The sequence below is a fragment of the Nonomuraea sp. NPDC050404 genome, from assembly GCF_040655495.1.
In the GTDB taxonomy this organism is placed as follows: domain Bacteria; phylum Actinomycetota; class Actinomycetes; order Streptosporangiales; family Streptosporangiaceae; genus Nonomuraea.
On record NZ_JBFAKB010000017.1, the window covers coordinates 267,451 to 279,840 of the forward strand.

Annotated in this window: 12 protein-coding genes and 1 other RNA gene; 2 read left to right on the forward strand and 11 right to left on the reverse strand. The window is 69.8% G+C overall.

Going from position 1 to position 12,390, the window contains the following annotated elements:
• Nucleotides 1–103: 103 nt before the first annotated feature.
• Nucleotides 104–1,765 carry a serine/threonine-protein kinase gene (locus AB0I81_RS39655; RefSeq protein ID WP_360668247.1) on the reverse strand — a complete coding sequence of 554 codons (1,662 nt, stop codon included), beginning with the start codon at nt 1,763–1,765 and terminating at the stop codon, nt 104–106.
• Between the two features lie 27 nt (nt 1,766–1,792).
• A complete protein-coding gene (locus tag AB0I81_RS39660; RefSeq protein WP_360668250.1) occupies nt 1,793–2,755 on the reverse strand; it encodes a helix-turn-helix domain-containing protein in 963 nt (320 codons plus the stop codon).
• Between the two features lie 98 nt (nt 2,756–2,853).
• Between AB0I81_RS39660 and AB0I81_RS39665 the strand changes: the two genes are divergently transcribed.
• The gene (locus tag AB0I81_RS39665) at nt 2,854–3,264 is read left to right on the forward strand and encodes a hypothetical protein (protein ID WP_360668253.1); all 411 of its coding nucleotides are present in this window, start codon (nt 2,854–2,856) and stop codon (nt 3,262–3,264) included.
• A gap of 23 nt (nt 3,265–3,287) precedes the next feature.
• Here the strand turns inward: AB0I81_RS39665 and AB0I81_RS39670 are convergent, their stop codons facing one another.
• The 4 genes from AB0I81_RS39670 to AB0I81_RS39685 all read right to left on the reverse strand — a co-directional run bounded on the left by AB0I81_RS39670 (nt 3,288) and on the right by AB0I81_RS39685 (nt 6,621).
• On the reverse strand, nt 3,288–4,118 hold the full coding sequence (locus AB0I81_RS39670; protein WP_360668256.1) for a phosphatidylinositol-specific phospholipase C/glycerophosphodiester phosphodiesterase family protein: 831 nt from the start codon (nt 4,116–4,118) through the stop codon (nt 3,288–3,290).
• Between the two features lie 85 nt (nt 4,119–4,203).
• The gene (locus AB0I81_RS39675) at nt 4,204–4,806 is read right to left on the reverse strand and encodes a hypothetical protein (protein WP_360668259.1); all 603 of its coding nucleotides are present in this window, start codon (nt 4,804–4,806) and stop codon (nt 4,204–4,206) included.
• The gene (locus AB0I81_RS39680; protein WP_360668262.1) at nt 4,803–5,696 is read right to left on the reverse strand and encodes a hypothetical protein; all 894 of its coding nucleotides are present in this window, start codon (nt 5,694–5,696) and stop codon (nt 4,803–4,805) included. The genes AB0I81_RS39675 and AB0I81_RS39680 overlap by 4 nt, the downstream gene beginning before the upstream one ends.
• Before the next feature lie 103 nt (nt 5,697–5,799).
• On the reverse strand, nt 5,800–6,621 hold the full coding sequence (locus AB0I81_RS39685) for a helix-turn-helix transcriptional regulator (RefSeq protein WP_360668265.1): 822 nt from the start codon (nt 6,619–6,621) through the stop codon (nt 5,800–5,802).
• Nucleotides 6,622–6,751: 130 nt separating this feature from the next.
• Between AB0I81_RS39685 and AB0I81_RS39690 the strand changes: the two genes are divergently transcribed.
• The gene (locus AB0I81_RS39690) at nt 6,752–7,837 is read left to right on the forward strand and encodes a hypothetical protein (protein WP_360668268.1); all 1,086 of its coding nucleotides are present in this window, start codon (nt 6,752–6,754) and stop codon (nt 7,835–7,837) included.
• Nucleotides 7,838–7,901: 64 nt separating this feature from the next.
• Here AB0I81_RS39690 and AB0I81_RS39695 read toward each other — a convergent pair whose 3' ends face one another.
• The 5 genes from AB0I81_RS39695 to ftsX form a co-directional block, all read right to left on the reverse strand.
• Entirely contained in the window at nt 7,902–8,222 is a 321-nt protein-coding gene (locus AB0I81_RS39695; RefSeq protein ID WP_360668271.1) for a hypothetical protein, read from the reverse strand.
• 247 nt (nt 8,223–8,469) lie between these two features.
• Nucleotides 8,470–8,853, reverse strand: a transfer-messenger RNA (tmRNA) gene (ssrA, locus tag AB0I81_RS39700).
• Between the two features lie 304 nt (nt 8,854–9,157).
• Nucleotides 9,158–11,017, reverse strand: a complete 1,860-nt coding sequence (locus AB0I81_RS39705; RefSeq protein ID WP_360668274.1) for a penicillin-binding transpeptidase domain-containing protein — start codon at nt 11,015–11,017, stop codon at nt 9,158–9,160.
• Nucleotides 11,018–11,036: 19 nt separating this feature from the next.
• Nucleotides 11,037–11,504 carry an SsrA-binding protein SmpB gene (gene smpB, locus AB0I81_RS39710; RefSeq protein ID WP_360668277.1) on the reverse strand — a complete coding sequence of 156 codons (468 nt, stop codon included), beginning with the start codon at nt 11,502–11,504 and terminating at the stop codon, nt 11,037–11,039.
• Nucleotides 11,505–11,551: 47 nt separating this feature from the next.
• Nucleotides 11,552–12,390 (reverse strand): permease-like cell division protein FtsX (ftsX, locus tag AB0I81_RS39715; protein ID WP_360668280.1); only part of this gene is annotated, 839 nt, incomplete at its 5' end.

Consider the following 12,390-nt stretch of genomic DNA (forward strand, 5'->3'; position numbering starts at 1 on the left):
CCGCTCCTCGCCCTCACGCGCACACCGAACCGTACCTTCGCCCGCCCCTCGCCCTCACTGAACCGCACCTTCACCCGCCCCTCGCCCTCGCTGAACCGCATTCTCACCCGCCCGCCGCCGGTCTGACCGCGAAGGACTCGAATCGCACGCGGGTCTGTTCGGAGGCGCTGGACGCCGCGTGCACGCCCGCCTCCCTGGGGGCGTAGGGGGAATCGTCGTCGGACACCTCGGCGACCAGGCGTTCGTTCAGCCACATGCGCAGAGTCGCCTTGTCGCCGCTGCGTCCGCACTCCGCCACGATGCGGTTGGCGGCCGTCTTCGGCGCGTCGGCGGGGCCGTACAGGGTCTTGCCCTCGGTGCCGGTGCGGCGCTTGACGATCGAGACCTTGCCCGCGCCGTTCACCCCGAACTCGTAGCGGTCGCCGGAGCCCGCCGAGCCGTGGCACCACACGCCGTATTCGCCCGTCCCCTCTTCCAGGGTGGCCTTCGCACTGACGATCACGCCCTGCTCCGGCTCCGTGACGGGGGCCGACTTCCACAACCGCCAGCCCGGTCTGACGGTGAGCTCGTAGCCGGAGCCGTCCGCGCTCGCACTGCCGCCGTCCGACGCGCCGACCTCCCAGGCGTCGGAGAATCCGGCCTCGTACGGCCAGTTCTGGCGTGCCAGGGCACCGGGCACGGCAATGGCCGCCACCACGGCGAGCACCAGCACGCCCCCGCCCACGGCCCACGGCCACCACCGCCGACGCCGCCCCGCGACGGAAGGAGACACCATCGCCGGACCCGTCGCGCCGCCGCGCACACCCACCGGCCCCAGCGCCCCAGACCGCACATCCACCGATCCCGGCGCCCCAGACCCGGGCCGCACATCCACCGGTCCCGGCGTCCCGGGACGCACATCCACCGCGTGGCCGCGTACGTCGGCCGTGACGGTCCCCGTCCACGTGCGTTCCACCACTTCGGTGGCGGTGGCCAGGCGGGTGCCGCCGCCCACCAGTTCCGCCAGCAGTTGCGCGGCCGTCGGCCGGAGGCGGGCGTCCTTGGCCAGCGCCCGTTCCACCACCCCTCGGATCCCCTCGTCCAGCCCCTCCAGCCGAGGCGCCTCATGCGTGATCCGATACAGGTCCGCCGCCGCCGACCCGCCCGCGAACGGCAGCCGCCCCGTCCCCGCGAACGCGATCACCCCACCCCACGCGAACACGTCGGTGGCGGGCGTCAGCGGCTCCCCGCGTACCTGCTCGGGCGCCATGAACGCGGGCGTCCCGAGCAGGGACCGGCTGGCCATGCTGTCGGCGCCGACGAGCTGCGCGATCCCGAAGTCGATCACCCGGGGCCCCAGCGGCGAGAGCAGCACGTTGGACGGCTTGAGGTCCCGGTGGATCACCCCGGCCCCGTGGATGGCGCTCAGCGCGGTCGCGATGCCCACGGCCAGCGCCTCCAGGTTCCCGCCGGACAAAGGCCCCTGCTCGCGTACGGCCTGCGCCAGGTCAGGCCCCTTGATGTACTCGGTGACCAGGTACGCGACCTCCCCGTCGATCCCGGCGTCCAGCACCGGCGCGGTGCAGAACCTGGCCACCCGCCGAGCCGCGGCCGCCTCGCGCTCGAAGCGCCGGCGGAAGTCCGGATCCCCGGCCAGCGCGGGATGGATGAGCTTGACCGCGGCCAGGCCGCCGGTGGGCGTGACGGCCAGGTGCACCTCGCCCATGCCGCCCTGGCCGAGCAGACGCCGCAGCGCGTACCCGCCTATGACCCGGTCACCGTTCATCGCAGCAACATTAGCCAGATACCAGGATCAGCCGACCGCCTGTGTCAGGCGATAGCGGGAGGGCGCGATGCCGTACCGGTCGATGAAGGCCTGTCGCAGCGTCTCCGCGGTGCCGAAACCGCAGCGCGTCGCCACCGCGGTGAGCGGCAGCGAGGTGGAGGCCAGCAGGTGGGCGGCGGCCTCCGTGCGGACCTGCCTGACGTAGCGGCCGGGCGCCTGGTCCAGATGCCGCAGGAACAGCCGGGTCAGGTGCCGCTCGCTGACGCCGGCCCGCGCCGCCAGCGTGGCCGTGCCGAGATCCGCGCGCAGGTTCGCCGCGATGTACTCGACGCTGCGCCTGACCAGGCTGTTGGCCGGGGCGGGCGCGCTGACGAACATGCTCATCTGCGCCTGGTTGCCGGGCCGCTGCAAGTAGGTGACCAGGTGCCTGGACACGGTCCTGGCCAGCTCGGTGCCGTTGTCCTCCTCCACGAAGGCCAGCGTGAGGTCAAGGGCGGCGGTGACCCCGGCGGAGGTGGCGATGTCGCCGTCCCTGATGAAGATCGGGTCGGCGTCCACGACGACGTCGGGGAAGCGGGAGGCCATGACCTGCGCCTGGTGCCAGTGCGTGGTGGCCCGCCGCCCGTCGAGCAGCCCGGCGGCGGCCAGGATGTACGCTCCCGTGCACACCGAGGCCACCCGCCTGCTCTCCCTGGCCAGCCGCCTGACGTGCGCGACGACCAGCGGGTTGGCGGCGGCGTCCTCGTTGCCGATCCCGCCCGACACGATGAGCGTGTCGAGCGGCCCGCTGACCCGCTCCAGGGCGAGCTGGGCCTGCAGGGTGAGCGCGGTGCCGGTGGTGATGGGGTGGCCGCCGGGGGTGGCGACGCGGTATTCGTAGTACGGCAGCGCGCCGTGCCAGTTGGCGCTCTCCAGCGTCGAGGTGACGCAGGCGATGTCGAGCAGTTCCGCGGCCTCGTACGCCACGACCACGACCCGTCGTCGTTCCATGCCCCGACTGTAGGTCCGACGGACCAAGAACCCAAGTTTCCGGACCTACCCCGCCGCCACCCTTGGTCCCCGGTCCCCCGGCGCGGCACAGTCGGGCCATGACAACGACGACACCCCCTCAGACCGGCCGCCGCTGGGGCCGGTTCGCCCTCCACTACGTCGAAATGATCATCGCCATGTTCGTGGGCATGTTCGCCCTCGGCATGCTCCAGTCCGCCGTCGGCCTCGGCGTCTCGCACACCGGACAACCCGAGCTCTGGTACCTGTCGATGGCCTTCAACATGTCCGTCGGCATGGCCGCGTGGATGCGCTTCCGCGGCCACGGCTGGGCTCCGACGCTGGAGATGTGCGCGGTCATGTTCGCCCCGGTCGTGCCGCTCTTCCCGCTGTTGTGGCTGGGGGCGATCGACGCCGACGCGCTGATGCTTGTCTCGCACGTGGCGATGTTCCCGCTCATGCTGGCGGCGATGCTGCGCCGCCTGGACGAGTACGCGGGCTGCGCACACTGAGCGCCATTATGGGGACTACGGGTCTACGCCGCTTCGCGCCGGTCGTCGTGGGCCCGCAGGAACCGCTGCAGCCCCGCCAGGTCATCGGTGTTGATGTGGTCGACGTCGGCCGCGACCAGTTCCCGCCAGAGCGCGTCCCTGGCCGGTCCCGCGACGTCCGGCGTGGCCCAGAAGCGCACCCGCTGCCCGTCGCGGTGCGCGGTGGCCACGATCTGGCGCAGCTTGTCCCGCTCGGCGGCCGGCATCTCGCCCTCGCCGGTCCAGCTGAAGTGGTTGGTCCAGTTGTCGCTGATCAGCGGGATCAGGCCGGGGTTGCCCTGGCCCAGGTCGGACATGCGGCCGTCGTAGAAGGCGTGCCGCCGCTGCTGGGCCGCCATGAGGTCGCGCGGCCGGTCACCGCTGACCACCACGGTCACCGCGCCGGGCTTGACCCTGCCCTTGTGGTAGGTGGTGAGCATCTTGCGGTAGTCGCGCAGGACCCTGTCCAGCTCGGTGTAGGTGGCGGCGCCGTTGTTCTTGATGTCCACCAGGAGCTGGAGCTGCCGGCGGCTGCCGGGGTAGACGCCGCCGTGGCGTACGCGGCGGGCCAGCGGGTCGAGGTAGAGCGACTGCAGCGTACGGCCCGGCCGCAGGTCCTCGGGGTCGTGCCCGACGCGCAGCTCGCCTTCCACCAGGTAGATGTCGGCCTCGACACTGGTGAAGCCGTGGTCGAGGGCGTCCAGGAGCGGACGGTCGTGCTCGTAGTCGTTGTGCGCGTGGGCACGGGCGAGGGGCTCGACGGCCGCCGAGGCGGGGACGGCCGTCAGGAGCAGTGCTCCGGCCGCGGCCAGGACGCCCAGGGCTCGACGCAACATCGTTTCTCCTTATGGAGGACGTTCGGGACGCGAGTCACGGTATGCCGGAAAGGTGTGACGGGAGTGACATTCTCCTGAACACCGATCACGACACCGGCTCACGTACCGGCCGGGCCTTGATCTCCTTCAGCGCGGCGTTGTGCGCGCGGATGTCGGAGATCAGCACGTACGCGACCAGCAGCAGCCCCAGGCAGAGCACGTCGGCGGCCCACCACGGGATCTCGGCCAGCAGCAGGTAGCCCTGCCCGTCGCTGAGCGACCTGACCACCACCGTGACCACGGCCACCACCACCGTGACCAGCCCCCAGCTCCACAACGGCGGCAGGCTGCCCTTGTTCCACAGCCGGACCCGCCAGTTCATGAAGACCGCGAGCACGCCGAGCAGCGCGCAGAAGCCGATCAGCCACCAGGGCAGGGTGAAGGCGGTCTGCTCGGAGATCTGGTCCCGCGTCGTACGCAGCTCGGCCTCGGCCGCCGCCCTGGCCTGCTCGGCGGCCTGGAGCTCCCGTTCGAGCTGGGCCACGCTCTTCTGCTGGACCGGCGGCGTGACGTTCTCGGTCGGCAACATCCGCATCACGACGGTCAGCATGATCGCGACGAACGACAGCGCCAGCACGATGGCCATGAACAGGTCGATGAAACGCAGGTCGAGCGGTGGGGCGAACGGCCTGGCGGCCCGCTTCCTCACTGCTCCCTCACCAGCGTGTACTTCTGCGGCCTGCTCTCGACGGCGCTCAGCCGCTCCACGGAGGTGCGCAGCGCGTCCAGGCCCTTGATCAGCTCCTCGGTCCTGCCCCTGGAGTAGGCCAGTTCCTGCGTGAGCCCCTGCACGTCGGGGGCGGCGACGGCCGGCGCGGCCTTGGCCGGGGCCTGCTTGTTGCCGGGCAGGCGCGCGAGGTAGACCAGGAACACCTCGTCGGCCGCCGCCACCCCGGCCCGCTCGCCCCGTTCGACCAGCGTCATCGCGCCGAACGCGAGCACGCTCAGGAACAGCGCGACCATGGTGACGCCGAACGCGGAGGCCAGTTCGGGCAGCACGTGCTGCTTGAGCGCGGCGATCAGCACGCTGGGATCGCCCTGGCCGTCCAGCGCGTTGCCGAACGAGCCGACCATCGCGGCCATGGTCAGAGCGGTGCCGATGAACCCGAAGACCGGCAGCGCCCAGATGAGCGCGTGGTCGATGTGGTGCTTGTTGGCCATCTCCGTCTCGTCCAGCGCGGAGCGGGCGCTCAGCACCGCCTCGGCGTCGCTCCCCGCCTCGGCAGACTCCTTGAACAACCGCAGCCGCCGCGCCACCAGCGTGTCGTCGCCCGGCTTCACCGAGCTGATGCTCGCCACCGCCCGCGCCGTCGCGGCGCTCTCCCGCTTGATGTCGGGAACGGCCCTGGCGATCCTCAGCACCGTGGTCAGGAACACCGCGATGATGAGCGCGACCACAAGCTCAGCCGCGGCGGGCGCCGTGGTCGCGCCCACGAACTCGAGCAGTGCCGCCACTGCCCCTACCACCATCAGCAAACCGGACACCAGGACGCCCACCAGCGGCGCGAACGCCGAATGACGCCAGTCGAACCTTGACAACGCTGCAACCCCGCCTCAACACGGAAACTGTCAAAAGACACCTAAGCATAGGTAAAGGGCTGGTTGCTCACAGTAAGGGTAAACGAGCCCTGGCCGTGACATGTCACCGCTCTGGCGTAGGTCCCTGAGGCTTCGTCTCCGGGACCAGACCGAGCCACTGCGCGTGACGGATCGCCGTGACCCGGTTGGTCGCCTCAAGCTTCCTGTAGAGGTTCTCCTGGTGCTTGCTGACGGTCCTGGGCGAGATCCCCAGCCGCCGCCCGATGGCACTGGCCGTCAGCCCCTCGGCCAGCAACGACAGGACACAGAGCTCCCTCGGCGTCACCCCGAGCCATCCGGCCAGCCGCCCCGGATCACGCGCGGGCGCCGTGAACGACTCCCGCCACCTGCTCAGGTAGCGCAGGTGCTTCTCGGCGGCGATGAGCAGGGGCTGGACCCGGGCCGCGAAGGCGTGGTCCCGCTCGCTGACCTCCTCGCCGGGCGGCCGGCAGACGAGGAAGGCCCGGATCACGCCGGGCGGCGCCGCCAGCGGCAGCGCGATGTTCTGGTCGACGCCCAGCACCTCCCGCATGGTCAGGTACGTCGGAGTGCGCCGCCACTCGGCCCGGCCCGCCACGTCCGCGACGGCCAGCGGCGCCCGGTCCTCCTCGTGCGTGGCGTAGTGGATGGCCAGCGGGTGGTCCCCCATGTTCTCCCGCAGGATCGTGTCCAGCGGCAGTTCCCCCGCCGACTGCGGCGACCACGCCTCGACGTGCCCGTCGCGCTCGAAGTACCGCACGTCGTCCAGGAACAGGCAGAGCGCGCCGTGCAGGCTCTCGTTGAGTTCGGCGGCCAGCCGGGGCCACTCCAGCTCCGGGGCCGCGCTGTCGAGAAGTTCGATCGCCAGGTCGAGCATGCGCTCGTAGTCCTGCGCCGACAGGTCCATAGCGGCGAGTGTCGGCACGTCCCGGACCCGCCGTCTACGTACTTTTACTCTTTTGTACGCATTTCTTCGTATGGCGACTTAAAGAGAGCGGCTGAGACCCTGACCCCCAGGCAGAGCAGAGGGGGAATTCATGGGCACGACTTCAAGATTACTGGCCGGGCTGCTGCTGGCCCTGGCCGCGCTGCTGCCGGGGGCGGGACCGGCCCAGGCGGCCGTCCCCAACGTGTGGGCCTTCGCCTACATGGACAACGCGAGCCCGCCGATGGGGTACGTCATGAGCACGGCCCACCAGTGGGGCAGCTACAAGACCAACTGCCCCAACGACTGGGGCACCGTCTCGAACCCCGCCGCCGGCATCTACCGGGTCAGCTTCCCGTGCACCGCCGGCTACCCGGGCATCGTCCATGTGACCGCCGTGGACGCCACCGGCGGCTTCTGCCAGTCGGGCAACTGGCTGGCTTCGGGCCGCGCCGAACTGATCACCGTATGGTGCTTCGACGCCGCCGGCGTCGCGGCCAACACCCGGTTCACCGTGCTCTACACGGCCAGCACCGGATCCTCGCCCATCGGCAGCCACGCGTACGTGCACGCCGACGCGGGCGGGGCCACCATCACCGACTTCAACTCGACCGGCATGGGCAACGTGGTAACCCGCCTCGCGCCCGGCCGCTACCGGGTCGAGATGCCGGTCCCGTCGCCCGGCACGTACACGGGCAACTTCCAGGCGACGGCGGTGACGGGGAACCTGACCGCACGCCACTGCAGGGTGGCCGACTGGTCGCTGGGCAGGCGCGGCTATCTCATCTACCTGGCCTGCACCGACCGCGCGGGCACCGACACCGACAGCGCGTTCACGCTGTCCCACCACAACAAGCGCGCCGTGTACGGGGTGCCGGGACCGCCGCTCAACCTCGGCTACCTGCTGCACCCGGTGTCCGGCGCGCCGATGCCGGACACCAACTACAACTCGGTCGTCGGACCGAACACGGCCACCGTGTTCGCCCCCGGCGAGTGGGACGTCGTCTATCCCGGGGTCGGCGTCCGCGAGACCCACATGCAGGTGACCGCGTACAGCGGGCGACCGCTCTACTGCCAGTTGTCGGACGTGTGGACGATCAACGTCACCGACGTCGAGGCCCACACCGTGGCCTGCTTCGCCCCCGGCGGAGCCCCCACTCCCGGTCCCTTCTTTGCCACGTACGCCTCCAGCGCGTAACGGCATCGAACCGATGAAGCGCCGGAAGCCGGGGGCTCCGGCGCTTCGCCGTACGCGCAAGTTCCTACGGGTGATAGAGCCAGAGCTCGACCCGCCAGTCCGCGACCGTCCAGCAATACGACTGGTAGCCCCGGGCGTTCCACACCCTCCCCATCTCAAGGCACTTGTTGCACCTGTTGGCGTCGGTGAACGCCGCGCTGTAGTTGAACCACCATGGCGGCGGCGTCGAGGAACAACTGGCGAGCACCGCCACCTGGGAAGCATTCGTCGCCGTCGTGTAGGAGTTAGCGGAGGACCGCTCGCTGACACCTGCTCTGGCAGGGAACGTGCTGACGAAGAAGGCCAGCAACGTCAGGAACGTCATGATAAGCGCCTTGCGGGTCATTGCTCTCCTCTCGATCCTGCCGGACTCGCCGGCACGGCCGGAAGGTCGCGTACGAGGAACCCCCGCGACAGTCCTTGGCACCGACAGGATCGATGCTGCGCCGCCGGCATCCCTGCGGCCAGGTCATCCATCGGACATTCACCGGGCATCTCCGCCTCACCGATGGCCCGCGCGCCCATGATCGCTCCGCGAACAAAAAACCGCCCCTGCCTGCCGAGGTCTCGGACAGGTCAGAGGCGGTCTGAAGTGGTGGAGGTGGCGGGAATCGAACCCGCGTCCTTCAACCCCAAGTCAGGGCTTCTCCGGGCGCAGCCTGCTGTGCTTTTCTCAGCCCCGGCGATCACGCAGGCGAGTCGCCGACGGGCTCAGCCACTGTTTGATTTCCCGCTCTCCCCCGTGGCCGGGTCGAGCGGTTGAGCCTTCTAGCGATGCCAGATCCCGGGCCGAAGGCACTCCCGGGCTGACAGTGGTTTCGCTGCTTAGGCAGCGAGGGCCAGGGAGTCCCTGGCCGCCACAGTGCTCTTGGAATTGGCACTTGTAGTTTGCGGTCACAGGATTAACGAGGTTATGTCCGCAGTCCTCGGCCCGCTTCACCTGGCTTGCAAAGTCGAAGTCGAAGCCAGTCACCCCCTGTGCAATTATCAACACGCCGTCCCGCCGAGGAGGCGGAGCTGCGCGCACTGATGAATCTACAGGGGACAACGCCCTCAACGCCAACTTAATTCCTCATGGCGAAACCCCCGGGAGCGCGGCGCTAGAGGCACGCGCTCCCGGGGGCCGACCGGCAGGGTCGAGCCGGTCCGGACGGCAGGACTTCCCCCGAGATGAAGTCCTGATCTCATCACGGCGACTGGAACCGCAACCCCCCGAGCGGGCCCAGTCACTCAGTAAGACGCAATCGGCCGCCCGGATGGTTGCTCAGCGTCGCGAAGAATTCACGACGGGTTGCCAAGGGCCGCGAAGAAGTTGCCCGCCACGGCCGCGGGGTTGTAGTTCTTCGCCAGCACCGCGATGGCCACGTCGCCCTGCCAGCCGACGAACCAGCCCTGCTGGTCGCCCGCCACCGCCGTGACGCCGTACACCTTGCCCTTGCCCGCCTGGGCGGGTGTGCCGAGCGCGCCGGCCCGCATCATGGTCGTCAGCGCCGTGCGTACCTTCGCGTCCACCGGCGTGGGCGAGGGCTGGGCGGCCGGGGCCGTCTCCCCCGCCGGGTCGGGTGACCTGGGCTCGGTGACCAGCACGGGCGGGCGCCAGGTGCCCGATGCGACCGCCGCGGCCACCAGGGCCATGCTGAGCGGGCTCACCTCGACGTTCTGGCCCGCGATCGCCTTGGCCTTGTCGGCGTCGCTGGACAGCGCCGGCACAGCGCCGCTGAACGACTTCAGCGGCAGCCGCCACGGCTGCCCCACGCCCAGCCCCTTGGCGCTCCTGGTCAGCTCGTCGGCCGTGATGCGGCGCGCCAGCGAGGCCAGCGCGGTGACGCAGCCCTCGGCGAAGTTCTCCTGGAACGTGGCCGACGTCGTGACTCCCGTGGACTGGCCCGCGTGCACGAACTTGGCCCCGCCCACCGTGCGCTCCTGCGGGCAGGCCAGCCGCTGCTTGGTGCTGACGCCCTTCTTGAGCAGCGCGTCCGCGGCCACGATCGAGAACGCCGTCCCGGCGGGGAACTTGCCGGCCAGCGCGTCCCGCTCCTGGTGCAGGCCCTTGGCGCCGACCGCGAGGATCTCGCCGGTGTCGCGGTGCACCGCCACCAGCGCGCTCTCCTCGGTGTCGGTCACCGCCTGCTCGGCCGCCGCCTGTACGGCCCGGTCGATGGTGGTCTTGACCGAGACGTTCTGCCGGCCGGGCCACTCCTTCAGCCGGCTGACCTCGCGGCCGGTCTTCAGGTCGAGGGTGATCACCCTGGTCTGCGTGGATCCGGTCAGGAAGTCCTGGTATGCCTGCTGAAGGCCGCTCTTGCCCACCGAGTCGCCGGCCCGCTGGGGGCCGCCGAGCTTCTGCTCGGTCTCGGGGGTGAGCGCGCTGACGCTGCCCACGATCTGCCGGGGCGGGTCGGGGTTGACGGGCTGCTCCTGCTCGTCGATCACGATGCCGGTGATCGCCGACAACTTGGCGCGCATCGTCTCGTAGCGCGCGCGGCCGAACGTCACCAGCGGCACGAACTTGTCCGGCGGCGACGACCTGACCCGGCTCAGCAGCCGGTCCTGGGCGTAACCGGTGACCTCCGACAACTGCGCCACGACCTCTTCCGCCTGGTCGCCGAGCTTGTTCGGGTGTACGCCCGCGACGAAGAGCACGGTGTCGCTCTGCAGCGACTCGCCCGACTTGTCGACCACCGGCTGGCGGGGCAGCAGTTTGGTGTCGACGGCGAACCGCTGGCCCTCCTTGAGCTGCGGATGCAGCACCGAGAGCGACCAGCGCACCTTCCATGACCCGTCGACCAGGTGCAGCGGCAGCGTGCCGTCGTACTCCCACAGGGGGTTGTTCTCCCCCAGATCCACCTCGGCGTGAAAACCGGCCTTGGACTCCTGCTCGCCGGTCTGGCTGACGCTGGTGATCTTGAACCGGAACGAGGCGGCGTCCAGCTCCAGCTTGGCGTCGGACAGCGCCTTGCGGACCGTCGCCTGGTCGCCGTCGGTACGGCCGGCGGCCAGGTCGTAGTCCTCGGACTGCCAGCCCACGAGGAAGTCGCGCACCGCGTCGTGCGGCGAGGGCTCCTCGAAACAGCCGGTCAGCGTGGTGCTCGCGACCGCCAGAGTGGCGGTCGCGGCCAGAGTGCGGCGGGCGCGTCTCATGGGTTGCGGTGCCACGCTCTCATCGGTTCTTGTGCCGCAGCGCCCGGGCCATCTCCCGTTTGGCCTGCTGCTCCGCCAGCGCCTGCCGCTTGTCCCAGTCCTTCTTACCCCGGGCGATGGCGATCTCGACCTTGGCCCTGCCGTCCTTGAAGTAGAGCGTCAGCGGCACGATCGTGAGCCCGCCCTCCTTCGTCTTGGCGGCGAGCTTGTCGATCTCCTTGCGGTGCAGCAGCAACTTGCGCTTGCGGCGCGCCGCGTGGTTCGTCCACGTCCCCTGCGTGTATTCGGGGATGTGCACGTTGAGCAGCCACGCCTCGTCGCCGTCGATGCTGGCGTAGCCGTCGGCGAGCGAAGCGCGGCCTTCGCGTAGCGACTTCACCTCGGTGCCCTGCAGCACGAGACCCGCCTCGAAAGTGTCCTCGACGTGGTAGTCGTGCCGAGCACGTTTGTTCTGGGCGATGACCTTCCGCCCGGTCTCACGTGGCATGCTTCGACTTTACCGGCGACCGGCGCGACGGCGACCCAAGCGCACGCCTACACCCTCAGGTATCGGCGCAGAGTCACGAAGGAGGCCAGGATACAGATCACGACACCGATGATCATGGTGATTGTGATGGTCTGGGCCAGGTCGTTCCAGCCGAGCGCGGCGGTGGCGTCCCCGAAGAAGCCGACGACCTCGTCGAACAGGAACACCTTCGCCATGATCAGGATGACCGCGGCGAACACCCCGCCCACCAGGCCGGAGATGACGCCCTCCATGACGAACGGCAGCTGGATGTAGAGGTTGGACGCGCCGACCAGCCGCATGATGCCGGTCTCCCTGCGCCGGTTGAACGCCGACAGCCGCACCGTGTTGCCGATCAGCAGCGCCGCCGCCAGCACCAGCACGATGGCCACCGTGAGAGCGGCGATCGAGAGTGTGTCGAGCAGGCTGAAGAACGGGGCGATGAGCTGCTTCTGGTCCATCACCTGGGCGACGCCAGGCTGGCCCTTCACGGCGTCGATGACCGGCTGGTAGTTGTTGGGGTCCTGCAGGCTGATCCGGAACGACTGGGGCAGGTCCTCGACCTTGGTCGCGTCCACGAGGGCCTTGTTGGTCGCGTACGACTGCTTGAAGTTCTCGTACGCGGCCGCCTCGTTCTCGAAGAGCACGCCCTTGACGCCCGGCGTGCCCTTGATGTGCGACTCGAGCGCCTTGATCTGCGCGGCCGTGATCTCCTTGCCGTTGCAGGCAGGCATGGCCGTTCCCTTTTTACACAGGAAGACCGAGATCTCGACCTTGTCGTCCCAGTAGCCCTTCATCAGCCCGACCTGGCTGTTGATCATCAGGCCCACGCCCAGCATCGCCATGCCGACCGCCACGGTGATGACCA